18 protein-coding genes are annotated in these 25,521 nt (G+C 48.4%); 8 read left to right on the top strand and 10 right to left on the bottom strand.

Annotated elements, in window-relative coordinates; all coding sequences use genetic code 11:
* Window positions 1-73: 73 nt before the first annotated feature.
* The 4 genes from H6F93_RS06520 to H6F93_RS06505 form a co-directional block, all read right to left on the bottom strand.
* The gene (locus H6F93_RS06520; RefSeq protein WP_190679768.1) at window positions 74-361 is read right to left on the bottom strand and encodes a helix-turn-helix domain-containing protein; all 288 of its coding nucleotides are present in this window, start codon (window positions 359-361) and stop codon (window positions 74-76) included.
* 156 nt (window positions 362-517) lie between these two features.
* Window positions 518-1,072, bottom strand: a complete 555-nt coding sequence (locus H6F93_RS06515) for a hypothetical protein (protein WP_190679767.1) — start codon at window positions 1,070-1,072, stop codon at window positions 518-520.
* Window positions 1,073-1,289: 217 nt separating this feature from the next.
* On the bottom strand, window positions 1,290-2,129 hold the full coding sequence (locus tag H6F93_RS06510) for a DNA adenine methylase (RefSeq protein WP_347277253.1): 840 nt from the start codon (window positions 2,127-2,129) through the stop codon (window positions 1,290-1,292).
* Between the two features lie 393 nt (window positions 2,130-2,522).
* Window positions 2,523-2,744 carry a hypothetical protein gene (locus H6F93_RS06505; protein WP_190679766.1) on the bottom strand — a complete coding sequence of 74 codons (222 nt, stop codon included), beginning with the start codon at window positions 2,742-2,744 and terminating at the stop codon, window positions 2,523-2,525.
* A 155-nt stretch (window positions 2,745-2,899) separates the two neighbouring features.
* Between H6F93_RS06505 and H6F93_RS06500 the strand changes: the two genes are divergently transcribed.
* The 3 genes from H6F93_RS06500 (at window position 2,900) to H6F93_RS06490 (ending at window position 8,209) form a co-directional block, all read left to right on the top strand.
* Complete coding sequence (locus tag H6F93_RS06500) at window positions 2,900-4,432, top strand: gluconokinase (RefSeq protein WP_190679765.1); 1,533 nt, start codon at window positions 2,900-2,902, stop codon at window positions 4,430-4,432.
* A gap of 469 nt (window positions 4,433-4,901) precedes the next feature.
* Entirely contained in the window at window positions 4,902-5,780 is an 879-nt protein-coding gene (locus H6F93_RS06495; protein WP_190679764.1) for an NF038130 family PEP-CTERM protein, read from the top strand.
* 323 nt (window positions 5,781-6,103) lie between these two features.
* Window positions 6,104-8,209 carry a GDSL-type esterase/lipase family protein gene (locus H6F93_RS06490; protein ID WP_190679763.1) on the top strand — a complete coding sequence of 702 codons (2,106 nt, stop codon included), beginning with the start codon at window positions 6,104-6,106 and terminating at the stop codon, window positions 8,207-8,209.
* Between the two features lie 94 nt (window positions 8,210-8,303).
* Here H6F93_RS06490 and H6F93_RS06485 read toward each other — a convergent pair whose 3' ends face one another.
* On the bottom strand, window positions 8,304-9,215 hold the full coding sequence (locus H6F93_RS06485; RefSeq protein WP_190679762.1) for a LysR family transcriptional regulator: 912 nt from the start codon (window positions 9,213-9,215) through the stop codon (window positions 8,304-8,306).
* 175 nt (window positions 9,216-9,390) lie between these two features.
* On the opposite strand from H6F93_RS06485, the gene H6F93_RS06480 reads away from it, so the two are divergent.
* The 4 genes from H6F93_RS06480 (at window position 9,391) to H6F93_RS06465 (ending at window position 13,209) form a co-directional block, all read left to right on the top strand.
* Window positions 9,391-10,242, top strand: coding sequence for a DMT family transporter (locus tag H6F93_RS06480; RefSeq protein ID WP_190679761.1), 852 nt, complete (start codon window positions 9,391-9,393; stop codon window positions 10,240-10,242).
* A 30-nt stretch (window positions 10,243-10,272) separates the two neighbouring features.
* A complete protein-coding gene (locus H6F93_RS06475; RefSeq protein ID WP_190679760.1) occupies window positions 10,273-11,604 on the top strand; it encodes a cytochrome P450 in 1,332 nt (443 codons plus the stop codon).
* A 158-nt stretch (window positions 11,605-11,762) separates the two neighbouring features.
* Window positions 11,763-12,635, top strand: a complete 873-nt coding sequence (locus tag H6F93_RS06470) for an SDR family oxidoreductase (protein ID WP_190641981.1) — start codon at window positions 11,763-11,765, stop codon at window positions 12,633-12,635.
* Window positions 12,636-12,855: 220 nt separating this feature from the next.
* The gene (locus H6F93_RS06465) at window positions 12,856-13,209 is read left to right on the top strand and encodes a hypothetical protein (protein ID WP_190679759.1); all 354 of its coding nucleotides are present in this window, start codon (window positions 12,856-12,858) and stop codon (window positions 13,207-13,209) included.
* An 85-nt stretch (window positions 13,210-13,294) separates the two neighbouring features.
* On the opposite strand, the gene H6F93_RS06460 is transcribed toward H6F93_RS06465, so the two are convergent.
* The gene (locus tag H6F93_RS06460; protein WP_190679758.1) at window positions 13,295-17,065 is read right to left on the bottom strand and encodes a WD40 domain-containing protein; all 3,771 of its coding nucleotides are present in this window, start codon (window positions 17,063-17,065) and stop codon (window positions 13,295-13,297) included.
* Between the two features lie 560 nt (window positions 17,066-17,625).
* Between H6F93_RS06460 and H6F93_RS06455 the strand changes: the two genes are divergently transcribed.
* Entirely contained in the window at window positions 17,626-18,090 is a 465-nt protein-coding gene (locus H6F93_RS06455; RefSeq protein WP_190679757.1) for a DUF4347 domain-containing protein, read from the top strand.
* A 147-nt stretch (window positions 18,091-18,237) separates the two neighbouring features.
* Here the strand turns inward: H6F93_RS06455 and treS are convergent, their stop codons facing one another.
* From treS to arsM, 4 genes are all read right to left on the bottom strand, one after another.
* Window positions 18,238-21,723: a maltose alpha-D-glucosyltransferase gene (gene treS / locus H6F93_RS06450; protein WP_190679756.1), complete on the bottom strand. Its 3,486-nt coding sequence runs from the start codon at window positions 21,721-21,723 to the stop codon at window positions 18,238-18,240.
* Between the two features lie 208 nt (window positions 21,724-21,931).
* Window positions 21,932-23,137, bottom strand: coding sequence for a PucR family transcriptional regulator (locus H6F93_RS06445; protein ID WP_190679755.1), 1,206 nt, complete (start codon window positions 23,135-23,137; stop codon window positions 21,932-21,934).
* A gap of 156 nt (window positions 23,138-23,293) precedes the next feature.
* Window positions 23,294-24,097: a TVP38/TMEM64 family protein gene (locus H6F93_RS06440; RefSeq protein WP_524537906.1), complete on the bottom strand. Its 804-nt coding sequence runs from the start codon at window positions 24,095-24,097 to the stop codon at window positions 23,294-23,296.
* 25 nt (window positions 24,098-24,122) lie between these two features.
* Entirely contained in the window at window positions 24,123-25,091 is a 969-nt protein-coding gene (gene arsM, locus H6F93_RS06435; RefSeq protein ID WP_190679754.1) for an arsenosugar biosynthesis arsenite methyltransferase ArsM, read from the bottom strand.
* Window positions 25,092-25,521 lie beyond the last annotated feature (430 nt).

The following is a 25,521-nucleotide window of genomic DNA, read 5'->3' as shown; positions in this document are numbered from 1 at the left end:
TCCAGCTTAGTAAATGTCATCGCAATCGCTGTTTGATGCACTCATACTGGAACTGTAGCGAGCATAGCTCAACTTAACCACCCCCTATCCCTAGTGCCGCTGCGTAAGTCCTGATCATCTGTCGCCCTTGCCGTCCATTCCTGATCGCCTCACTTCCTTCTCTGTTGTAAGCATGAACAACCTTACGAGCGTAGGAATAGCTCATCCCCACGCTCTCGGCTGCATCAAGCAGATACCACTGTTGTGAGACAAGCCATAGCAAGTGCCAGCGTCGCGACTCAACCCGGTCACTGCTGTTTTGATAGCGAGTTTTTAATTCCTCACGACTGAGGTGTTTTGCCAGTGTAATTGTGCGTCCCATCCTCCTATCTTATAGTGCTACTCCATAACCGGATTCCGTATAAAAGATCAGGGATACATTCCTGATCTTTTAGTGGGAAAGGAATAAAAAATGCCCTGCCTGCTAGGTGGGGCATTTTTTATTTCTAGGGATGTAACGCTGTACAGATTAAGGTTTTTAGGCTTTCTGAGGAGAGACAGCTTTTTTCCGTAACAGCCAACTTAGCCCAGAGAAAGCAAGACCTGTATAGTTAGGGGTGTTTTGTGTAGATGTAGCAGATTCCCGCTGAGCGTAACTGGCTTGACCTTCACCCTCGCCCGCAGCCACATCATAGGTAAAAGCACTTTGGCTCTCATCAGACTGACTACTGAGGTGAAAGATAAAGTCAAATGGGGCATATTTCAGCCCAGATAATTCTCCATCTTTGAACTGCAAAACGGGTGAATCAGGAAACTGAACATCATCTGCTTCGCTGTATTTGTGGTTGAGAAAGTTGAAGCAAACTTTTAGCCCCTGAGCAAGTCCAACAGTCTCAAATCCTTCTCCAGATAGGGTAGAGGCGTTGTAACTAAAAAAACCCTCAAAGGTTTTGCCAGTTAATGAGCCGGAACTGATTTGCACTTTGAAGTCATAGGTAGTAGCACCCTGTCCCCTTTTTGCATTCATAAAAGCGGGTTGCGCAGGTGTTTTGGCGATCGCCACTGTCTGTTCCAAGTCAAGGTCAGTACTCATTTTTGCCCCATCTTTGCCCTATGCGATGAAATCGTAAGTGCAACTGCAAACTTGCTAGCAGCCCCATCCAGGTTCTTTATGCATCGCGTTACTTATAGCAAGTTGAAGATCAACACTCTATTAACAGCGTATTTATCGGCAGAGCATTAGGCTATGGGCTTAATACGGACTTCGACAAAATGATACATTGTATCTCTAAGCATATACACGGTGTATTTTAATACAAAAACTTAGCAGGGTGGCTAAGAACGGTCGATAGGTTTTTGTAAGCGAGAATTTCCTTGGCAGGTTTGCGATCGCCATTGCAAGCAATGCGTCGAGGGGCATCTAGCAGCTTAATGGAAAAGCCAAAATCGCTGTATAACTCAATGATGCGATCGGTTGCTTGGTTCGAGGCAACAACCGGTCCATTGTGACGGTTGAGCCATTCTACTAGGCGAATCTGGTCTTGCCACTTGAAGTCATTTGCGCTGTATTTGGTAAATTCCACATCGTAGGGCGGATCTGCATAAATAAAATCATTGGAATGAGTCAGCAACTCGGTGAAATCCATAGAAACAAACTCAAAGTCTTTTAGAGCATGAGTGTAGGGTAGAAAATTTTCAACATAGTGAATAGTTTTGTACCGACCAAAAGGAACGTTGAACTGATTGCTGTTATTAAACCGACACAATCCGTTGTAGCCAGTACGATTCATGAAATAAAACAGCTTAGCTGCTTCTAAACCTTCTGCCTGGTTGTTGCGAGTCAGTTCATTGAATCTCTGCCGACAAAGGTAGTAGTAGTCAGAATCGTTTCTTAAGGGAATGTCAATTAGTAGTCCTTTTTGTAGCCATTGATAAAAGTTGATCAGGTGCGAGTTTAAATCGTTGAGAAGGGCTGATCTAGGCTGCAAACCTAGTGCAACAGCCATTCCTCCTACAAAGGGTTCTACTAATCTGAAGCTTGAATGCGATCGCCAAACTTCCCTTAGAGTCGGCACTAGCCATCGTTTTCCACCCGCCCATTTCAAAGGAGGACTCAGAGCTTCCTTTCTTGTCAGTAAAGCTTGAGTCACAGGTTTTCCTCGTATTTAAAAAACTCAATCCCCAAGAAGATTTGCAAAGTGTCAGACATTTTTACAATGATTTTGCCTTTCCTGATTGGGTTGGCGTTCGCTTCCTTTAAACATTATTAATCTAGCTTACTCACTGATCTCAAAGCAATCCTATGCTATGAAACTAACTGCTTAAAATTTGTTCTTAGTAACCGAGATTTTCAGCAAATTCAGCGACGAAACGCTTGATCTTGTGTTGATGAATTAGTTATTACCCCACATCTAGGTTGGCGATCGCTCTATCTAGTTTTGCGTTCCCTTGTAATTACTTGCAGGCTACCCCTTCAAAAGGGCAACTTAAAGCTGGACTTCGGGCTATCCATATGAATTAGGAGGTAAATAACTACTGTTTTATTAATTGAGCATCAGCTTATCGACATACTCTTTAACCTGACTAAGCCTCGCTCTCTCCACTACCTTGAGCAGCAGAATTGGCGATCGCCCACAGCTACATCCCAACAACTTAGAGGTCAGTAGCCATTGCATCACTAATTGGAGTTGCCTTAGGATGGGTAGTTTTTTAGGGGCGATCGCCGAAATTCCAGTTGTGATTCTTAGCGAAATTTTCTTCAGCAAATTCTGTATACGCTTAGCACCCGGAGAATCAACCTTTAAGGTAGTTTTAAAGCACACCCCAAGGACTGGGGATTAAGGGCGGGAAGTCAGTAGAAGTCTACTCATTCCCTCCCTTACCTCCTCACTCCTTTGCCCCCTCACTCCCTGATGAATTCATGAATTCACCTCACTTTATTGGTGTCGATATAGGCACAACAAGTACTAAAGCAATTGTGTTTTCTGCTTCAGGCGCAAGTAAGGGAATTGGTAATCAAGGCTATCCTTTGCTTACGCCTCATCCATCTTGGGCAGAGCAAGAACCAGAAGATATCTTCGCGGCTGTCATTACTGCGGTTCGCGATGCGATTAACCAAGCCCAAATTTCAGCATCAGAAGTGGCTGCGGTTGGCTTTGGTGCTGCAACCCATAGCCTGATTGCAGTAGACCCTAAAGGTTACCCCCTGACTCATAGCATCATCTGGGCGGACAACCGTAGTGAGCCCCAAGTGAAGCGCTTAAAGGAAAGTGGTAAAGGACACGAACTCTACCAGCGCACGGGTGCACCTACACATCCCACTTCTTTAGTGACAAAGTTGCTGTGGATGCAGGAACAAGATCCAGAGACATTTAGCAAAGCTGCAAAATTCGTATCCCTTAAAGAGTACGTTCTTCATCAACTCTTTGACAAATATGTAGTGGATTATTCTATTGCCTCTGCCACAGGCTTATTTAACCCTGAAAAGTTGGATTGGGATGAGGCAGCACTGGCGATCGCAGGGCTAAAGCGAACTCAATTAAGCCAACTTGTACCAACTACCCATATACTGCGAGGTCTGAAACCTCGTTATGCAGAAGCAATGGGTTTGGCAATCAATACGCCTGTAGTAGTTGGCGCAAATGATGGAGCGCTAGCAAATCTGGGGGTTGGGGCAATTACACCAGATCAGATGGCAATCACCATTGGTACAAGTGCTGCCGTGCGGACTGTTGCTCACAAACCGCTGATTGATCCAAAAGAACGTACCTTCTGCTACGCACTTACCCAAAACCATTGGGTGATTGGTGGCCCGTCAAACAATGGGGGAATTGTGTTGCGATGGCTGCGAGATCAGTTTTGCCAAGCGGAAGTGGCTCAGGCGAAACAGTTGGGACGTGATCCCTATGAACTTATGATCGAGGCGGCGGCTACCGTCTCTGCTGGGGCAGAAGGGTTGATCTTTTTGCCATTTTTGTCGGGTGAGCGATCGCCTTATTGGAATGCCCAAGCGAGAGGCTCATTTTTTGGATTGGGATTACACCATCAGCGATCGCACTTAATTCGAGCAGTTTTAGAAGGTGTACTCTTCAGTGCGTACAGTATCTACCTAGTGTTGCAGAGCTTGACAGGTTCAGCTCAAGTCATTCGAGCATCGGGTGGCTTTGCTCGGTCAAAAATTTGGCGACAAATGATGGCTGATTTGTTTCAAGCAGAGGTGCTTGTTCCAGAAGTGTATGAGGGTAGTAGCTTTGGGGCCGCGGTGCTAGCAATGTATGCTGTCGGGGCAATAAAAAATCTTGAGCAAGTTCAACCTCTCATTCGCATTACCTACCGCCACCAGCCGAATACTCAATATGCATCTACGTATCGTGAGTTATTTGAAATTTACGAGCATATTTACCAAAACACAGTTGAAGAAGCTGCTCGTTTAGCTGCCTATCAGGTGAAGTAGGCATGGCTTCTTGAGGATTGTTTAATTTCCGATTATTTGGAACTGTCCTATTTATGATTACTTGGAACTGCTCTATTGCTTTATAAAGATTAGGAAAACTACGGTTCCTCCAGCTTAGTTAGCTTCAAGCAGGTTTTGCGCTAACGGAAGTAAGGGATAAAGTTTCCCGTATTTTCAACTAACTAAAGTAGTTTTCCACACAAAAATTGCCACTATTTTTCATTGAATTCTTGTCCAAATCGCGTTTAAGTTTATTCATTCTAGTCATTGACTTTTCTAAACTAAATAACAGGCAGCAGCAAAATTTGTTCCGTTGAATGTACTGCGGTGTTTATTTTTTGGCTGACTGCTAAAGCGCCCTCATTCTGCCCATCATTGTAGTCGTGAGACAGTACGTTATTCGCCCCATAATTCTGTATCTCGGCTGAAATCCGTTAACACAACTTGGATAAATTTGGAGACATTCAGCATGGTTAAGGCTCTCTCACGAGTTTTATTCGGAACTGTTGCGTGCCTGAGTGTAGGGGCGATCGCCAGCCCAGTTCACGCAGCCGTATTCACCCCACAAAACATTACCTTTAATACGTCCAACTACAAAACCTATACGGGTGGATCGAACGGTACTTTCTCGGTCAATAATGTCAGTGCAGCTATAACAGCTTTACAAGACAGTGACTCTACTTCCAATGTAGAGTTGTGGCATTCTACTGAAAATCCTACTTCTAATGTTGGTTTTAGCAGCACCCTTGGCAACCACAACGTAACCGTGCAAAGCGTTACAACGGCTGACTGGGCAGTATTCGGCAATCAATGGTTGAATGATTTCATTGCCTCAAATAGCCAAATGAGTAGCCTCTGGTCAACCCTTAACCCTGCTTTCCAATCAGCGGCACGGTCTTCCATCATCGCATCGGGTCTACCCAGTTCTGGTGATCCCAACGTAGGTTCACTCACTTTAGACAGTGTTACAGGGGAGCTAAAGCTAGACCTGATTGGACACTTGGACTTGAAACCTAGAATCTTAGCAAGACAGTACAGTACTGGAAACTCAACTTGGGACTCTATCTTATCAGGATTTGCCAGACAGACTCCAGGTTCAATTCAAGCCAGTGAAATTGCCAAGGTAACGATCGGTGATAGCACTTACTACGCCTACGGGTTTAATGCAACTTCAACAGGAGTTTCTACCAACGATGGCAGTGAGTCTTACACAGGTCGTTATACCTGGACAAAGACCTTGGCAGTTGCTCCTCCACCTGCATCCACACCAGAACCGTCCTCTGTTGTAGGATCTGTCGTTATCGCTGGTACTCTTGTAGCTCTGCGAAAGCTGAAAAGCGTGAGCTAGATACTCAGTGAAGTATTAGGGAGCTTTTGCCCTTCCTAATGCCCATCAATTCAGGTTGTCGCTAATAAGAATAAGCAACTTGAGCAACTTGAGTGCGAGGCATTGTCTTCGCGCTCAAGTTTGCGTATGTTCCCGGGAAACTGTAACCAACTTTACAAATGCTTTTCATAAGCAAATAACCAATGAAGAGTAAGTAAAATCGCGGGTTAACAAATGGTATGTCGGCTTACAAATTCGTTAGCTTATGCCGTGAGGGAATTACGCAGAGTAACGTCCGCAGTTTAGGCATCGTGTTTGTGTAGGTACAGTTAGGAGAAATTATCATGGCTTCGACTCGAATTGAAGCAGAGCAGTTATCTTTGTTGGGATACAGCCTTGAGTCAGGTAGTTTTGCCTCTGGAAGTGGGTTAATTGCGCTAACTGACAGCATCGGAACTGCTAGTGGTATTTTCTCTGGCACTGCCGGCACTTACGATGTGGTAATCGGTTACTACGATGAGAGCGATGGTGTCGGTCAACTAACGGTAAATGTGGCCGGCAACCAAGTTGATAGCTGGAACCTCGATAAAAATCTGGGAGATACTCGTGCTAGCAGCAAGACCTTCGTAAGACGCACTGTTGCCACGGGCCTTACCCTCAGCCAAGGTACTTCCTTTTCGATTCAGGGAACGCCTGACGTTGAGCAACGAGAGCGCACTAGAATTGATTATATTGAGTTTGTTCCGGTCATTTCTTCCACTCCTACCCCCGCCCCGGCACCTGCTCCTGCTCCCGCACCTGCACCTGCACCTTCTCCCACTCCCAGCCCAACACCTGCCCCTGCCTCTACCTTGCGAATCGAAGCAGAAAACATGACTCGCTCAGGGTACAGTGTTGAATCGGGGAGCTTTGCTTCTGGTAGTAAATTCATCCGAGTTGATAGCACCACAGGCACCGCTACGACTTCATTCTCGGGTATTTCAGGCACCTATAACGTAATCATTGGATATTACGACGAAAATGATGGCGTCTCGCAGCTTTCGGTTTCCATTGGCGGAAGCCAAGTGGATAGTTGGAGTCTCAATCAGGAACTAGGCAATAGCCGTGCCAGCAGCCAGACTTTTGTTCGTCGTACCGTTGCTAATGGAATCACGTTAAACCAAGGGACCTCCGTTCAGATTCAAGGCAACCTAGCTGGTGGGGAAGCTTCACGAGTAGACTACATTGAGTTTGTCCCAGTAGCTTCTCCAAGCCCGACCCCGACTCCCAGCCCAACAGCAGGGGATTATAGTCAAGCTGGCAATGGTGTAATCGCTGATCTGTCTAAAGAACTTGGATTGGCTCCCGTTTTTGGTACAGCAACCAATCCTAAAATCATGCCGTTGGGCGACTCCATTACATCTGGACAGCACACGGTTGGTGCAGTACCTGGAGCTTATCGAATTGAGCTTTGGGAGGATTTCACCAATGATGGCTTAAGCATTGATTTTGTTGGCTCACAGTCGAATGGACCTAGCAGTTTGGGAGACAAAAACCACGAGGGTCGCCCAGGCTGGACAATCAATCAGCTTACAGGATTGGTAGATAACGGCTTGCTCAACACCTATCAGCCGGATGTGTTGCTGTTGATGGCTGGAACCAATGACGCTAGCACAGACATAGCGAGTGTGATGTTGTCTGACATCAGTACGCTGATCGATAAGATTTCGAGCCAATCGCCCAATACTCAAATCGTTGTTTCTTCGATCGCCCCTATCAATAGCTCAATTAAAGGCACCACTCGTGCCCAGCGAGCAAAGGACTTTAACGCACAGCTACCAAGCTTGATCTCAAACAAGGCAGCCGCAGGTAAGAAAGTCAGCTTTGTTAATGCAGGCGGTAGTTTGAGCTTGAGTGATATAAATTCCGATGGTTTGCACCCTACTGCCAGTGGCTATGACAAACTAGGCGATGCCTGGTATCAGGGATTAGTCAAGCGCAGTTCTCTCGTTGGGGTACAAGATCTGACTGGTTCTTCCTATGACGACGTTTTGATTGGCAATACTAGCGCAAACAAAATTACGGGTGGAGCAGGGGATGACTTGTTGACAGGTGGAGCGGGAGATGACTTGTTGATGGGTGGGAGTGGTGCAGATACGTTTGGCTACAAGTCTCACAATCACGGTGGCGATACGATCGCAGACTTTAGTAGTGATGACCTTTTCCAGATTTCTGCCTCTGGGTTTGGAGGCGGCTTAGCAAGTGGTGTTGATTTGAGCGCTGGAACAGCTTCATCCACAGGAGTTTTTGTTCAGGGCAGCAGCGCCATTGGTAGTAGTGCTAACTTCCTCTACCACAGCGAAGCGCTTTATTTTGACGTTGACGGCATCGGTTCGCAGGCAGCTATCAAAATTGCTGCTTTGACGGGTTCACCTACACTCACTGCTAACCAGTTTTCTATTGTTGCCTAAGAATGGGTAAAACCTGATTAGATGAAGATTGACATTTAAGTTAGAGCAAGAAATGGATGGGAGCTAAGCTTCCATCCATTTCTCAACAAGAGGCTTATCCGTGACCCACTGGATAATAAAGCTGTTTCAGCAGATCGAGGAAGGCGTAGGCAGCGGGAGTTAACAAAGCATCCACTAGAACAGATACACAAATAATTCGATGGGTTGGAACAGGTAACTCATAAACTTGCACTCCTGCTGGTACAGGTTCAGTCGCTAACTTTGGACTGAGGGCAATCCCTAATCCTTTCGCCACCATATTCATAATGGTGGCATCTGATCGGATTTGATAGGTCGGGCGTAAATTTACTCCATGCTTCTCACAATGGGCATACATCATTGCATCACAGCTATCTCCATCAGGAGCCATGATTAAGGGGTAAGCGGTTAATTCTTCCCAGGTGAGGTGAGTTCCTTTTAGCTTAAAGCTGGGAGGAAACAGGGCAACAATTTCATCTCTCATGAGTTCCCATGCTTTAAACTCATGACTCTGAGGAAAGTAAGTGATGCCAATATCTGCTCGTCCTTTGCGTAAGTCTTCTTCAACATCAGGACGGTCATCATAGTCGGCAATGCTGATGGCGATCGCCGGATACAACCGACAAAACTCAGCAATCACATTGGGCAAAATGTGGGTTGCAGCACTGCGAAAGGAAGAAATTCGTACATGCCCACCGCTCAGCCCTCGCGCTAAATTTGCCTGCTTAAAGATGTCATCTAACAAATATTTAACCTGGCGGGCACGGTCTACGATTTGTTCGCCGACAGGAGTGAGTTGTGCTCCATAGCGACCGCGAGATAGCAGGACTACACCCAAATCTTCTTCTAAACTGGCGATCGCATAGCTGACTGCCGACTGCGATATCTGTAGCTGTAAGGCAGCTTCACTAAAGCTGCCACAGTCAGCGATCGCAATCAAAACTTGTAGTTGAAACAGCTTGAGCTGATTTTGACGGTCATGTCCCATAGAACTAACCTACCCATTGGCTAAATTGTCGCAAAGATAAGCGTTTGGGAAAATCTTTATCCATCAAATTCACTGATAGATGAGATTCGATTTGTGGTTTGCTGCGGTTAGCAGAAGGAAATAGAGTAAGGCATCCAGATAAAAACAGACTGGAACTCTTTATCAGTCCGACATCATGACAGCAGCTAAAACGCTTCACAACAAGGGCATTCTTCTACTTTTGATGACTACATTGGTTTGGGGAACATCCTTTCCGTTGCTCAAACAGATGATGGGTAGCATCTCTCCTTCGGCAATTCTCGCTGTTCGGTTTGGGGTAGCAGCGATCGCTTTTCTCCCCTGGTTGCGTCGGCTGAATATGAGTTTGATTCGAGACGGTGTGTTGTTAGGGTTCGTCTATTTTGCTGAATGTACCTTTGCCCTGATTGGGCTAGAAACTATTTCTGCCAATCGTTCTGCCTTTGTTGTGAGTTTAAACGTAATTTTTGTGCCAATCCTTGCTTCTCTGCTGGGACAACGCTTGCCCGGTCGGATTTTGGTGGCGGCTGGAGTGGCGATCGCAGGCATCGGCATTTTGTCTTGGGAGGGTGGCGGCTTAAACCGAGGCGATTTTCTCACTTTTGGTTGTGCCATTGGAATTGCCATTTACATTCTGCTGCTTGAGTGGATTACACCACGTCATCCAACCCAACCTCTAGTCGCTGTCCAGCTTTCGGTCATGGCACTGTTGAGTGGTGCATGGGCGCTGCCGCAGTTGACCACACAGGTAGGCGAAATTGCAAATCACTTTTATGTCTTGCTCTACCTTGGACTGGTCGTGACAGCTACTCCAATTTGGACTCAGACATTAGCTCAGCGTTGGATTTCAGCCCATGAAGCGGCTTTACTTTACACCTTTGAGCCTGTGTTTGCTGCCATTTTTTCCTTTTGGTTATTGGGAGAAGCATTAGGGGTTAGAGGATTTTTGGGTGCAGGCTTTATCCTGTTTGCAACCTTCCTTAGTCAAAGCCAGCACAAGTTGCGTTAAGTTGAAAACGTGCTGATTCCGCAACGTGTCATGAAACTACCGGCTGGTCCGCAAACACCTCAATCCATCCGATTGATTCGCTCCATTTTCTATCCTTCAGAAACCCTAGAGGCTTACGCCCAAAGGTACGGCGACATGTTTTGCCTGCGTGCGCCTAGTGATGTGCCAATGGTAGTGTGCAGCAATCCTCAGTACATTCAAAAGATATTTTCCAATCCGGGGCTGTTTGACTCTGGCAGCGGCAACCTGCTGCTGAAGTTTTTGTTGGGAGATCAGTCCCTTATTTTGCTAGATGGCGATCGCCACCAGCGGCAGCGACAACTGCTCACCCCTCCCTTTCATGGAGAAAGAATGCGGGCTTATGGGGAATTGATCTGGGAAATTACAGAACAAGTCATTGACCAATGGAAACCTAATCAGCCTTTTACCGTTCGAATGTCGATGCAGTCCATCACGCTACAGGTGATTCTGCGAGCGGTATTTGGACTGGCAGAAGGAGAGCGATTTGAACAGCTCAAACAGCTTTTGACTGAGTTGCTGGAATCTATCAGTTCACCCTTAAGCGCCAGTCTGCTGTTTTTCCCAGTGTTGCGAAAAGACTGGGGTGCGCGGAGTCCCTGGGGCAAATTTCTCCGGCTTAAACAGCAGGTAGCAGAATTGCTCTACGCCGAAATTCGAGAGCAGCGCAGCCAGCCTGACTCATCGCGCACAGACATTCTCTCCCTGCTGCTGGCAGCACGAGATCAAGAAGGTCAACCGATGAGTGACGAAGAGTTACACGATGAGTTGATCACGCTGTTGGTTGCAGGACATGAGACAACCGCATCAGCACTCAGTTGGGCACTGTACTGGGTGTTTACTCGACCGGATGTGCTAGATAAACTGCTGCAAGAGTTAGACGCTTTGGGGAATGAGCGTAACCCAATGGCGATCGCCCAACTCCCCTACCTAAATGCAATTTGCCAGGAAACCCTGCGGCTCTATCCAATCGCCATGTTTGCCTTCCCGCGCATCGTCAAAGCTCCACTAACTTGGGAAGAATACGAATTTGAGCCAGGAGTTTGGCTGGTTCCCTGCATTTACCTATTGCATCAGCGCCCTGACGTTTATCCAGAACCCAAGCAGTTCAAGCCGGAGCGGTTTCTAGAGCGACAGTTTTCCCCCTTTGAATACTTGCCCTTCGGCGGCAGCAACCGCCGCTGTATTGGCATGGCGTTTGCACAGTTTGAGATGAAACTGGTGTTAGCGGCGATCGCCTCTCGCTTTCATTTGACTCCATTGCGCCAGCACCGAGTCCGCCCTGTCCGTCGGGGATTAACCCTTGCACCACCTGCCAACTTGCAGATGGTGATCACACCTTGAGCTAGGTTTGTGATGGAGGAGTTAATTTTTTTGGCGCAACGTACCTCAAAAAATTAACTCCTCATTTGACTTACACAATGCGTTGGTTAAAATGTGTTGGGCATAAGGGAGTGCATCATTTCCTCTAATCCCCTGTCCCGTTACAATCGGCTCAGCAGATGAAAAAGCTTCTGATCACTGGCGCAAGTGGCTTCTTAGGCTGGCATCTCTGCCAGCTTGCTCAAGCTAATTGGCAGGTCTATGGCACCTATCATCAGCATCCTGTTGAGATTCCAGGTGGGACTTTGCTACCCGTTGATCTAACGGACTTTCAGGCACTCCAACAGCTTTTTCAACAGCTTCAACCTGATGCAGTGATTCATACTGCGGCTGCGTCTAGCCCTAATTTTTGTCAAACTCATCCTGAAATCTCTCATGCAATTAATGTGAGTGCTTCTTGTAATCTGGCTGGACTCAGCGCTGATGCAGAAATTCCTTGTGTGTTTACCTCTAGCGACATGGTATTTGACGGGCGAAACGCACCTTACCGGGAGGCTGATCTGGTATGCCCCGTGAATCATTATGGTGAGCAAAAAGTGGCGGCCGAAGTGGGCATGTTAGAGCGCTATCCCAAAGTTGCAGTTTGTCGGATGCCGCTGATGTTTGGAGCGGTTCCCTTTGCTCAGAGCTTTATCCAACCATTTATTGAAAAGCTCAGATCAGGAGAAGAGTTAAATCTATTTATTGATGAATTTCGTACCCCAATCAGCGGTACAGCCGCTGCACACGGACTTCTGCTAGCTCTAGAAAAGGTTCACGGGTACATTCACCTCGGCGGTAAAGAACGGATGTCGCGCTACGAATTCGGCTGTTTGATGGTAAAGGTTTTGGAGCTTTCGATGGCAAAAGTTAGCGCTTGCCGTCAAGCAGATGTGAAAATGGCTGCACCCAGACCCGCCGACCTTTCTATGGATAGCTCATTGGCATTCAAGTTAGGATTTAACCCGGCATCAGTTGAAGCTGAGTTACAGACTTTAAAAGAACGACTGTGAGGGGGAAAGGGGCGATCGCACTGCACTGCCCTATGAATAGGTTAAGCAACAGCCAATGATTTTCTGGGCTTTCTCGTTGCGCCCATACAATTCCTTGAATAAGCTTTCCGCAAAATATTGCATTAAAACTTCTCATGCAAATGATGAAAGCCGCTTTTTGTAGCTTTTGTAACAGTTTTGTAGATTAGGAGTATTGAAAGCGATGTAAGGAGGGAACGGCATGAAACCGTCCACGAAACCATCTATGACCTGGCAAGAATATCAGGAAGTAGAACTAGTCTCTCGTCAGTCACCCAACGGGAAACAACCCAAGTTTGGGGCAAAACTGAGTAGCCTTTGGCAAACCATGCTAGCGCACCTCAAAGTATCCTCTGAGCCACAAGTTTGGCAAACTCGCAACACAGCAGGGGAAATCGTCTGGAATGCCTACAATCCCACAACAGGGCAATCCCTTGATCAGGTTTCTGAACAAGAAGTGCGAGCTTGGCTGGAAGAACGTCACTACCAATACAGCCTCACTGCTCGTAAAAATCTCCAGCAGCTCAAGATGCAGCAGCTTTGCCAAATGCCGTAGCCCGCGTGCCCTGATTAAAGTCGTCGTTATGCAGAAGCCCCCGCACAGCGAGGGCTTCTGCATAACATGACGAGAATGACTACAGCTATTCCACGGCTCCAAGTGCTTTTAGGGTTGCTTTTTGAGCTTCTGTCAGCCCCACTACATCTGTAATGACCATTCCTTCATAGGGTCGAGCGGCTCTTAAAGTTTGTAAACACTCGGCTGTTTCAACATTCCAAAGTTTGATCCGTTCGTCAAAGCTGCCGCTGAGCAGGATGAAGTCTGTAGATTCGTCACTCTCATCTTCTGGAATTGTTTCGAAAAGAGATTGACTAGAGGCAAACCCCAGTGCAGAAACTAAGCTAGTGTGCCCGCGCAAGGTTTGAGTACAGGTTTTAGTAGGAAGATCCCAAAGTTTAATGGTTTGGTCAAAGCTACCGCTAGCCAATTTGTCTGCACCACTGAACACAACAGAAATAACGGGTGCTGTATGCTCCTGAAGTGTGGAAATACAGTCCCAGGTAGAAGTGTCCCAAATCTTGATGGTCAGGTCATAGCTACAGCTCGCAAACTTCTGTCCGTCGGGGCTAAAGTCTCCTGCCCAAACTGTGTTGGTATGTTCTCGCAAAATATGAATGCATTGCCCCGTTTCAATATCCCAGACTCGAATGGTGCGATCGAACCCGGAACTCACCAACCAGCGCAAATTGGGACTAATGTTTACAGATGTGACAGGGGCAACGTGTCCCTGCATGACGCTGATGCATTTGCCGGTTTGTACTTCCCAGAGCCGCACGGTTTGGTCGTAGCTGCCGCTAGCTAGCAGTTGTCCGTCAGGGCTAAAGGCGATCGCCCACACCCAGCTTGTATGTCCTTTCAAGGTTTGTAAACACTGTCCAGTTTGCCAGTTCCAAAGTTTGATTGTGCGATCGGCACTACCACTGGCTAAGACAATTTTTTTGTTCTGCTCTGCATCAGGATAAATGCTAATCGGGATAGGGGAAAAGGCAACTGACCAAACCCGATTGGTATGTCCCTGCAAAATCTTGTGAATCTGACCCGTCTTTAGATTCCATAGCTTGACGGTCTGATCTTCATGTCCAGCCGCCACAATAGACTGCGTTGCATTCAGGCTGAAAGATAGAATGGCGTTGGTGTGTCCTTTCCAGGTTTTGGTGCACTGCCCCGTTTCAACATCCCACAGTTTCGCAGCATGATCATCGCCGCCACTGGCAAGCAGCCGTCCATCGGGGCTAAAGGCAACCGACCAAACGCGATTGCTGTGTCCCTGAAGCGTTCTGATGCACTGCCCCGTTTTCAGATTCCATAGTTTGATCGTCTGGTCATAGCTGCTGCTGGCTAACTTCTGTCCATCCGGGCTAAAGGAAACTGAAGTGACTGTACTAGAGTGAGCTTGCAGTGTGTTGAGACAGTTACCTGTCTCTGTATCCCAGAGCTTCACCGTTTGGTCAAAACTGCCGCTAGCTAGCGATCGCCCATCGGGGCTAAAGACGACGGATTTAATCCAGTTGGTATGTCCTAAAAGGGTTTGCTGACATTCTCCCGTGTTGGCATTCCACAGTTTGATGGTTTTATCTTCAGAACCGCTGACTAGGGTTTTGCCGTCAGGACTGAAGGCGATTGACCAGACTCGGCTTTCATGGTCGGTGAGGATGTGAGTACACTCATCCACAATTCCTAGCAGGCTTTTGTCGGTGTCAACCTGAAGGCGATTAACGGGAGCATTCACGTCCCAAATGCGGATGGTCGCATCCTGGCTGGAGGTCGCAATTTGCTGTCCGTCAGGGCTAAAGGCGATCGCATTCACCGAATACATATGTCCCCGAAAGGTCTTCAAGCATTCCCCGGTTTCAACCTCCCAAAGCTTTACCAGATAATCATCGCTGGCACTCGCCAAAAACTCACCATTGGGGCTGAAAGCGAGTGCCCATGTCCAATGAGCGTGACCGCTACAAATGAGTAGCTGATTGCCCGTAGCAATCTGCCAGATATGAATTTCGCCGCTAGTATCACTGGTGGCAAGCTGCTGCCCATCTGGGCTAAAGGCAACAGAAATCACACCTCCAAAGGTTTCCGCAAACACAGATTTGGAGAGATCTGATCCAGCAAAGTTGACCTGACTCAAGTTTGTTGCAGGTAAATACGCCTGCCAAATGCTGAGGTGAGAAAAATCTGCTTCCGTGAAGTCCACCTGAAGCTGGCTCATCAGGTTGAGTACATTACCACCTAGGTATCCCACAGAAGCTCCAGACTGCCGCAGCGCTAGCACCATCTGGTTTAACTGGTCTATCACGTCTTGCTTGCTGCTGTAGTGAGAGATCAGGCGATCGATCAGCGGCTGCAAAATCATTCGAGTCTGGCTATGGCGGACATAATCTTTAGACCGCGCTTTGATCAAGGCATAGCGGTTGAGCAGAGCGATTTCAGTTCTAGCGATCGCCCAACTCATCTGCTCAATTAGCTCATCGGTCATGTATTCCATCACCACGGGCTGCTGGGTAAAGCTAGCCAATCCTTTTCCTTGAGAAATGGGTGAACTTTCAATCAGCGATCGCTGCTGCAACAGCTCTAGCACTGCCGCCAGCCTTGCCTGCGGAATTTGAGGCACGATGTCGGACTGAAGTTCTGCCAGGGTGACCGGTTCCCGGTTTATAGCTAACCAGTACATAACCTGAAGCTCCAAAGCAGACAGCCTATTGATTTGGTGAGACAACAGATCGCGAATCCCATCAAAAATGATGTTGCCCTGAGTCAGAAATTCAGCAATGTTGCCAGATAGCGAATCCTTAATTGAGGTAGCAGCAATTTTTAGCGCAAGTGGGTTGCCGCGATAACACTCCACCAATCGGCTGGTTTCATTCTGCGACCCGATTAGCCCTTTTGCTTGAAGGATTTTTTGTCCTGCTGCCTCGTCTAGCCCACCTAACTGCAGCACTCGCACAGGCAAAATGTCCCCTTCCAGGTAGGCAATTTCAGGGGGCTTTTCGCGACTAGTGATTACCAAACAGCTCTGGTGGGCAACTTCACCCACTCGCTGTAAAAATTCTCCGTAGTCCTCATAGTTGACCCGGTAGCGGCTTGAACGCTGACGCAGATCGCTATCAGTTTCCCCGCGCAAAACCGTGTCAAAATTGTCTAGCACGATGAGACAACGGTGCTGCTGAAGATAGGGAAGCAGTTGTGAAAGCTGTCCCTCAACTGTATCCGCCAAATTGATTTCTTGATGGTCAGAAAAGAACTGAATCAGCGTTTGCAGCAGTTCGCGTAGGGGAGGTGCATTACGGAGCGATCGCCAAATCACATACTCAAATGCATCCCTTTCACTCGTTACTAGCTGTTGCGCCAGTTTCACCGACAGAGCAGTCTTACCCACACCGCCTAAACCCAAGATGGCAACGAGGCTAGAGCGCTGCTGCCCCTCTACCGCCTTATCCCCGACAATCCAGTTTTCTAGCCGCTGCAGTTCTGCTTCTCGACCATAAAACACCGCAATGTTGAGCGCTTCTCCCCAATCGGTCTTGGGTGAAACAGGCAGATTCGGTTCTAACGCAACCAGGTTGGGAAAGAGTTGACCGCTCCCTCTGACTTCAGGGACTTCCTCCTGCCGCTGCGATCGCTTCAGGGCACTTTGAAAGTTATGTTTGGTTACCTTCTGCCCCAGCGCATCGGACAGCAACTGCCATAGTCGAGAGCCTGTGTCCTTGATGTAGCCAAAATCGTAATCCGACGATTTGGCTATTTCCCTATATGACTGTCCTGCCCAGGACTGCCGAAACACCAGCTCTTGAACTTTTGTTAAGCGTCCTTGCTCTAAAAGCCGCTCAACCCGATCTAACGCTTCGTCAACTGTCATCAACTTCAAGGCTTAGGGGCAACGTTGAACTTAATTAAAAGAATAAGAAGTGGGAAGTAAGAAAGAATTTAACTTAATAGATTGTCAGAGAAGCAGTTTGAAAGCAAGATCTGCTTGGATTCAAGCTGTTACAAAAATTACAGAATGCTTATTAAGGCTATCTGGGTAGAAAAAAATAATTACAGTACAAAAACTAGAAACTCCTCTTAATTCTGAAGTGGGACAACGTTTTCCGCACCACCCAAAATCAGGGTTTTACCAACATTTGCAGATTTTGTTCTGTATCAATGAAATCTAGATCAACAGGCGCTTAGGTCTGTTACCGCACTTTTACCTAGATTCTGCTTGACATTATCAGACCTTTATCAGACCTTTTGCCGACCGACAACCGTAACCTTAGCCAGCTAATTTGGGAACGATAGATGTGAGGGCTGTAGTATATCCAACTCCTTCCCCAACCCTGCATCTATCCAAGGATGTATTTGGTTCAAGCCTTACTAAGGACTTGTGGACATTACCACAACGGTTACAGCTAATAACAATTCTTTTATCACACACCTATGGACCATAAAAACGCTGGTAAAGGTTCCCGTAAATCTCAACGCGATCGCTCATCCGAAAAACCGAATGCGCTGGTCGTAATCGATCCAACTGCTCAAGACCAACAAGCTTTAGCTTCAAAAACGTTGCCACAGGCAGAAATTCTCCTGCTCGACCCTCAGCGAGACGGAGTACAGCAAATTACTGAAGCTTTACAGCAGCACCAGGATTTAACCCAGGTTCACATCTTCTCACATGGCTCCTGTGAAAACCTCAGCCTGGGCAGTGCCCGCTTGTGTTTGGATACCCTGGAATATTACGCCTGGGATTTGCAAGCCTGGTTTCCTGCCCATGCCTTTGCCGCACCCTCAGTCCAGCTACACGGCTTTGGTGCCGCTAGAGGAAACGCAGTTGAATTTCTGGAACGCCTACATCAACTGACTGGTGCCAGCATCGACACTTCAGATTTAGCGAGGTGTGTGTAGGAAATCATAACGTTTCTCTAAAAAGGAGCTACACATGGAAGGGCACCCGGCTTCGCGGGGTGCCCTTCCATGTGTGGACCTAATTCTTGGAAAGTAATTTTTTGTGGGCTTAGCGCGCAAAAAATTACTCTCTAGAGTTTTTAAAACCTACTCCCCCACTTCCGTCAAAATTCGTCGTAGCGGATTCTCCACCCAATCGGGACGGCTGTTGAGTTCACAACTGAGACTGTACAGCATTTTTTCGAGCAGGTAGCTGTCAAGCAAAACCTGTAGCTCTTGTAGAGATTTGGGTAGGAAGTTAGAACTGTTAGCCGTATTCAGGTAGGCATGGAGGAATGCAGCGCTGACCCAACGTTCCCAAAACTGCACCCACTGCTCCATCACAGGCAACATTTCAGGGCGAATCATGCCGTTCTCGACTTCGTTTCGTAGAGCTACATTAGCCGCATAGCCAAAGGATTGCAGCATTTCGGCTACGTCTCGTAGGGGCGATCGCTTCATCCGCCGTTCGCTCAGGTTGCGACTAGGTTCTCCCTCGAAGTCAATGATGACAAAATCTTTGCCCGTATAAAGCACCTGCCCCAAATGGTAATCTCCGTGGGTACGAGTCCGCATGGCGGTAATTTTTTGATTCAGCACAAGCTGAAATCGGCTCATCAGATGATCCTGACGGTTGAGGACAGTTCGTGATAGCTCCTGAGTTTTGGGTGGCAAGAATTTGAGCCGTTGCTTCAGCAATAGCAACGTTTGTCCAGACAGGTTTCGTGCATATTGGTAGATTGAGCGCTGATAAAAGGACGAAAACGGCTCGGGAGCAAAGTCAGGATTTTCTGCATCAGAAGCCAGCGCAATGTGAAGCTCAGCCGTACATTGTCCCAGTAGCTTGGCGTTGGCAAGGTAAGAGCCAATCACCTGAGAGGCGAGAAGCTGAGTTGAGGGATCGAGGTTGTGAGAAGTTTCCGGAGAAGATGGATAGGAGCGGGAAGCCATCGAAAAGGCGGTAGAAGAGTTTCCATCCCGGTGTTTGCCAGTCTCTGAATCCTCAAAGTTTTCTACCAAGGCAAAGCTGGACTGCAACTCTAGCAATGAACCAGACGGTACAGGGACCTCGGTCATACCGGAGTGCTGCACCATGATGTGTTCAAAGTAGTCGCGCAAACTATCGAGGGTGTAGTCCCAGGTGTTGCGGGCATCCAGGATGTATTCCTGCAAGATGCCGACGGTCATGGTGTCTGTCTGAGGACGACGATATTCTAGTACGCCCGCAATTCGGGTGAAGTGCTGAATCTGTTTCTTGTCGCTAAGGAAGCGTCGCACTTCCAGGTCAGGGTTGCTGCCAACTTCAATTTTGCGGAAGAGCTTCAGGATCAGATGATCCCCATAAATAATTGAGGTGTTGCGAGTAGCCGAACGCAGCAAGGTTGGCTCAAACTGGGTCGCACCCTCCATAAGCTGAGGGAACAGATCCGTAACGCTGGCACTGAGTTCGCCCAGTTTGCCCTGATAGGAATGGTTGTGGACGATCGCATTCAGTAAAGAAGCCAAAAAGTCTTTATCGGCGATCGCATCATACAGAACCTTAGTTTCATCCTGCCCCTTGAGCTCAAGCTTTGCTACAACGGTGTAGGACAAGTCTGTTAGCAGGTGTTGTGCCTCTTTGCCCTCTGCATAAGCAAGCAGCAAAATGTACGTTTGAGGCTCTCCCTGAATGTATTCCACCTCTAACCAGACAATCTGAGCTTCGGTATTTTTGTAGGGCACCGGCACGATTTCGGTGATGCGAGCAGCCTGTATTGCCCGACCGTTGCCGATGTACCAGCGACAATGATTTAAGTAGTCTGGTAGGACAGACTCCAAAGCACCTCTCAGTTCTCGCTGGGCAAACACGTTTTGCCAAGGTGCATCGGACACCAAAACAGGCAGTTGGCTTTGTGGTTTAGCAAGCTGAGTATCACTAGGCTGCAATTTTAAGGTGAACCAGTAGAAAGCATGGGGTCCGATGCTGAGGAAGTAAGGAGCTTCGGCGATCGCCGGAAACTCGGTGCGCCCAAAGATCTCAACCGGCACCATGCCCTTAAACGCAGACAGGTCTAGCTCTACCGTCTGGACAAAGCGAGACAGGTTAGCGACAACGAGAATATGCTCATCCTCATAGGTGCGGGTGAAGGCCAACACCTTCCGGTTTTCGGGATGCAGTAGCTCAAAGGTGCCACGCCCCATTGCCTTAAACCGTTTGCGAGTGGCAATCAGACGCTTCATCCAATACCAGAGGGAGTTAGGATTTGCCTGTTGCGCCTCGACGTTAACTGCTTCGTAGTGATATTCTGACTCGACGATTACGGGCAGATAGAGGCGATGGGGATTGGCGCGGCTAAAGCCTGCATTACGGTCAGAGCTCCACTGCATTGGGGTACGAACGCCGTTGCGATCGCCCACATACACGTTATCGCCCATGCCAATTTCGTCACCGTAGTACAGCACCGGAGTTCCAGGCAGGGCTAGCAGGAGACTGTTCAGCAGCTCAATCCGACGACGATTGTTACCCAATAGCGGAGCCAAACGGCGACGAATCCCCAGGTTCACCCGCATTTCCTGGTCTTGGGCGTAGACCCGATACATATAGTCGCGGTCTTCATCTGTCACCATTTCCAGCGTTAGCTCGTCGTGGTTGCGTAAAAACAGCGCCCACTGGCAGTTGTCGGGAATCGAAGGAGTCTGCTGAAGAATGTCAAAAATTGGGAAGCTATCTTCCATCCGCAGCGACATGAACAGGCGAGGCATCAGCGGAAAGTGGAAGTTCATGTGGCACTCGTCGCCTTCTCCGTAGTAGGCGGCAGCATCTTCGGGCCACTGGTTTGCTTCAGCCAACAGCATTCGGTTAGGAAACTTGGCGTCAACCTGCTGTCGCAATTGCTTGAGGAAGTTGTGAGTTTCTGGCAAGTTCTCACAATTGGTGCCCTCTCGCTCATAGAGGTAGGGCACAGCATCCATTCGCAAGCCATCTACGCCCATTTCAAGCCAAAAATCGAGAACTTCAAATACTGCCTGCCGAACTGCGGGGTTGTCGTAGTTTAAGTCTGGCTGGTGAGAATAGAAGCGGTGCCAGTAATAGGCTTTGGCAAGAGGGTCCCAGGCCCAATTGGAGGTTTCAAAGTCCTGGAAGATGATTCGGGCTTCCTGGTATTTTTCGGGGGTGTCGCTCCAGACGTAAAAATCGCGTTCGACGCTGCCTTTGGGAGCCCTTCGGGCCCGCTGAAACCAGGGATGCTGGTCGGACGTGTGGTTGACGATTAGCTCAATGATGACGCGGATGTCTCGCTGATGAGCCGCAGCGAGAAATTCTTTGAAGTCGTCCAGGTTGCCATAGATGGAGTTGACGCTGGTGTAACTGGAAATGTCATAGCCATCATCTCGCAGGGGTGAAGGAAAGAAGGGCAGCACCCAGACCGCAGTAACTCCCAGGTCTTGCAGGTAGTCGAGCTTTTCGGTTAGCCCCCGGAAGTCGCCAATGCCATCGGCGTTGCTATCGGCGAAGGCACGGACGGGCACCTCATAGATGACAGCATCCTTAAACCACAGCGGGTCTTCTTGGAGGACTGAGTTATGTACTGCGTTTTGTGTTGTCTGCACCATTCAGTTCAATTCCCTCTATGCGTCCTTCGCAAACTATGTAAACGGGATGCGTTCAGATTCCCAGGTCAGTTATTCCAGCCTAATGAGCTATTCCAGCTCAATGAGCAACTGATGTCATCTGCAAAAAGCAAAGCCCGATGCACGTGTATTTTACGAGAGAACTGGGGGCGATCGCCTCCGACTCCCGATGTAAACTTGAGAACTTTTGCTATATCTTGATCGACTGCGATCGCAGCGATCGCAACAGCAAACAGAGCCGCATCTGCACCGCGTCATCAAATCGATGAGGATCTAACCCAGTGAGCGAAGCAATCTTACCCAAACGATAGCTGAGCGTATTTCGGTGAATTGAAAGCCGTTTTGCAGTTGAGGATGGGCAACAGTCTTCGGCAAAGAAGGCATCCAGTGTAGTTAGCAAATCTGGCTCATGGTCGAGCGGACTGAGCAAATATTTAGCCAGATCGATTTTGGTTGCTTCGTCTGCAACACCGACAAAGGCAGCAACGCCCAATCGCCCTAAACAATGAACTTGGTTTTGTCCCTGCAAGCGGCTTCCCAGAGACAGAGCCGCCTGAGCATCCTGATAAGACTGTGCTAACCCTCGAATTCCCGGGTGGTAGCGACCAATTCCCAGGTTGATCGACGCTCCGCCTGTATCGCTTCGCAGCCGCGCTAGCAGCGCATCTGCCGCCCGCCTCAACGCCGTTAAATTTGCCCAGGAAGAGTTAGTTGAAGGATCAGAATCATCATGACTCGCCCAACTGCCCAAGTTTTTGGTGTTGCTTGCTTTCAGGACAGCAACTTCGCCTCCTCCTAAGTCAGCGCAAATCGTATCATTGGGCAAATGAAAGAAACTCACAATGCTGCCGATGACTAACTGTGTGCGTCGCCGTTTGTCTGCCTCGCTGACCGTTTCTCTCACTCCCAACTTAGAAACATAATCAGTTGCGTCCACCAGAATGACTGCGCGGGGAGGCGACAAATCCATTCCCAGGTCCTTAGCCTGACGCAAGGCAACTTCGTCTTGAACCCGACCATGCAGCAAATCATAAATCAGCTGATTCTTAAACTTCTGTTGATTGGGTAACTGATCGAGGATGGCAGCCTGATTGATCACCAATTCCACTAGAGCTTGAGCTAACCGAGGAGAAATCGGTTCTCGATTCAACGATTCTCCAACCACCACCTCTCCCACTTGCGTATCGTAATGGAGAGGAATGCGGAGATGCTGACTAACCGTTTTCCATTGATTCCAATCAAAAGCAAGTCCCACCAGGTAAGGATCGCTACTGGTGAGAATGGTGCCCTGATCATCGATCACAAAAACGGGGGCACACAAAAGCTCGGCAACCCTAGCGGTGACGATGTTAGCAAGTTGGACAAAGCGAGTAGAGGCAAGCGATAAAGCTCTCATCGTTGGATAACTGCCACAAAATTCAAAGTAGTGCCCCAGGTAAAATACTCTGATTAAAGATGACAGTATCCGTGAGTTTTCGTAGGGCTGTCATCTTTCCAAAGAGGCAGACGGAAAGTGCAGCATCCCCCTAAGTGCAGACTACTCGAACCGAGGCTATTGTAAGTTTTCTGCTAGCGCTTTGCGGGCGAGGTGGGTGGTGTAAACGGTGACTGCAACAGTTGCGAGAAACCCAATGATCCGAATTGCCCATTGAACACTCAAGTTAGTGGGTTGGTTTTCAGTACCAATTTGGGCAAGGTTACCTGCCAGGGAACCAATGTAAACATACAGAATGGTGCCGGGAATCATGCCGATCGCCCCCAACACATAATCTTTGAGTGAAACGCCGGTAAGCCCAAAGGCGTAATTCAATAAGTTGAATGGGAAAATCGGGGAAAGCCGAGTGAGCAAAACTATCTTTAAGCCTTCTGCGGCGACAGCTTTGTCAATTGCGGCAAACTTCTGATTGCCAGCAATCTTTTGACTAACCCAGCCTCGCGCCCAATAACGTCCGATTAAGAATGCGGCGATCGCCCCTAAAGTTGCCCCAATAAATACATAAACGGCTCCCAGAACTACACCAAATACGACCCCTGCGCCTAAGGTTAGGATAGAACCGGGAAGGAAGGCAACAGTCGCCACGATGTAAAGGGCAATGAATGTGATGCCACCCAATATACCCAGGCTCTCAATCCATTCCAATGCATTCTGAAGCAGGTTTTGAGGATAAAACCCTGGTGATGTGGCACTGTTGGCTAACGCTGGAGATGTGATTAAGAGAAGGGCGATCGCTACTCCTGCTAACCCATACACAAATTTGAGCATCCAATAAAACATCTGACTGAGCAGCATAGTGGAATAGCAATGACTAAAAACGGAGTCTGCTGCCCAGATCTGCAACTTCGTTAGAGAAGTCACAGATCCTCTTTAGGGCATGAGTTTTTTAACAGCATCCACCACCGGTGTAGTGCCAGGTAGAGTCTGTGACGATCACGTCTTGCGGAAACTGGTGACTAAACTGAGCAGCGGTTTTATCACACACTGCCAGGGGAACTCCTCGCTCTAACCTGTGACCCGCACCATCATTTAACTCAGGTTCAGCACCGCTGTAGATTGCGGTTTTACCTGTAAAAACACAGGCTCCATCATCGGGCGCCGGTACCTTAAAGGAAACAGAATCTAAGCTTTCTAGCAGGAGGGGAGTATCTAAACTATAGCTTTGAACATCTAGTAGCCGATAAGGACGACGGGCACGAATTTCTACCTGTCCAAAGCCAATCGCGATTAGATGTTGAATATATTCGTCATAAGTGAGTGCCCCAGATAAGCAAAGAGCGCGTAATCGCTCGTCTTGCTGAAGGTGGGACGGAATCGGACGAGTGGCGATCGGGTCACTCATGATCAGTCGTCCACCCGGTTTTAATACTCGATATGCTTCGGCGAGGGCTTGCTTTAGGTCGGCTGGCTCAAAGATATTAAACAGGCAGTTTTGTGCCACTACGTCTATTGAGGCATCGGGTACTGGCAATGCAAAGGCATCTCCTTCCAGGATTTGGACGAAGTCGGGGGTAAACCAGTCGTTTTCTTGAGCCGCAAGCTGTAGGTTACGGGTCGCGGCGAGTCGCATTTCGGCGACGGGGTCAACGGCGACGACTCCTGCTGGTTGGCGACAGAAGTAAGCAAATTGCAGGGCTTCGAGTCCGCCTCCTACGCCGATGTAAAGTACGATGGGGTTGCCAAAGAGTTCGGTGGGATGCACCGTCGAGCCGCAGCCGTAGTTCATCTGCTGCATAATTTTTGGGATTTTTAGCCCTGGCAGTCGGAGGGGGGGTGTACTGACGCAGCACAGCCCAATTTGAGGAGTTTCGGCTGCTTCGGCGTAGAGTTGGGCAGTGGTTTCGAGATAACTCATGAGGAGAGGGGGAGTCTTATATTTTCCAGGTGATCATAATATGTTTTCTTGATTTCACATTTGGGTGGGGTGGGTTAGGCAATGCCGTAACTCACTGTGGATTTTATTTGTTTGTTTAGCGGAATTTGCTGCTGGGGGGTTCCCCCAGCCCCCCGTTAGGGGGCGGGCGCGTCCCCCACGCCCCCTCGGCAAGGGATTGGGGTGGGGAGCAGGACGCGCTTCGCATCGGTGGGTGGCGAGGGGGTTGCTTGGGTGAGGGAGCGATCGCCCTTCTCTTTCATCCTCAGCCTTCCGTCCTCATTCCCTACTCTTGGCAGTATCACAGTGTTAATTTCAAATGCAAAACTTTCGGTGCTTTTTCAGACACGATTACACTAGATGTTGATGGGTGTAATACGCTGCTGCTCAAATTGATTGGATCGGGCCATTG

Source organism: Leptolyngbya sp. FACHB-671 (genome assembly GCF_014695745.1).
Classification (GTDB): Bacteria; Cyanobacteriota; Cyanobacteriia; order Elainellales; family Elainellaceae; genus JAAUTN01.
This window is presented reverse-complemented; position numbering and strand designations above follow the sequence as displayed.

What these genes read in the sequence shown, in the direction of transcription:
- H6F93_RS06520 (WP_190679768.1), bottom strand. Translation starts at nt 361, where the DNA reads ATGGGACGCACAATTACACTGGCAAAACACCTCAGTCGTGAGGAATTA.
- H6F93_RS06515 (WP_190679767.1), bottom strand. Translation starts at nt 1,072, where the DNA reads ATGAGTACTGACCTTGACTTGGAACAGACAGTGGCGATCGCCAAAACA.
- H6F93_RS06500 (WP_190679765.1), top strand. Translation starts at nt 2,900, where the DNA reads ATGAATTCACCTCACTTTATTGGTGTCGATATAGGCACAACAAGTACT.
- H6F93_RS06495 (WP_190679764.1), top strand. Translation starts at nt 4,902, where the DNA reads ATGGTTAAGGCTCTCTCACGAGTTTTATTCGGAACTGTTGCGTGCCTG.
- H6F93_RS06490 (WP_190679763.1), top strand. Translation starts at nt 6,104, where the DNA reads ATGGCTTCGACTCGAATTGAAGCAGAGCAGTTATCTTTGTTGGGATAC.
- H6F93_RS06485 (WP_190679762.1), bottom strand. Translation starts at nt 9,215, where the DNA reads ATGGGACATGACCGTCAAAATCAGCTCAAGCTGTTTCAACTACAAGTT.
- H6F93_RS06480 (WP_190679761.1), top strand. Translation starts at nt 9,391, where the DNA reads ATGACAGCAGCTAAAACGCTTCACAACAAGGGCATTCTTCTACTTTTG.
- H6F93_RS06475 (WP_190679760.1), top strand. Translation starts at nt 10,273, where the DNA reads ATGAAACTACCGGCTGGTCCGCAAACACCTCAATCCATCCGATTGATT.
- H6F93_RS06470 (WP_190641981.1), top strand. Translation starts at nt 11,763, where the DNA reads ATGAAAAAGCTTCTGATCACTGGCGCAAGTGGCTTCTTAGGCTGGCAT.
- H6F93_RS06465 (WP_190679759.1), top strand. Translation starts at nt 12,856, where the DNA reads ATGAAACCGTCCACGAAACCATCTATGACCTGGCAAGAATATCAGGAA.
- H6F93_RS06460 (WP_190679758.1), bottom strand. Translation starts at nt 17,065, where the DNA reads ATGACAGTTGACGAAGCGTTAGATCGGGTTGAGCGGCTTTTAGAGCAA.
- H6F93_RS06455 (WP_190679757.1), top strand. Translation starts at nt 17,626, where the DNA reads ATGGACCATAAAAACGCTGGTAAAGGTTCCCGTAAATCTCAACGCGAT.
- treS (WP_190679756.1), bottom strand. Translation starts at nt 21,723, where the DNA reads ATGGTGCAGACAACACAAAACGCAGTACATAACTCAGTCCTCCAAGAA.
- H6F93_RS06445 (WP_190679755.1), bottom strand. Translation starts at nt 23,137, where the DNA reads ATGAGAGCTTTATCGCTTGCCTCTACTCGCTTTGTCCAACTTGCTAAC.
- arsM (WP_190679754.1), bottom strand. Translation starts at nt 25,091, where the DNA reads ATGAGTTATCTCGAAACCACTGCCCAACTCTACGCCGAAGCAGCCGAA.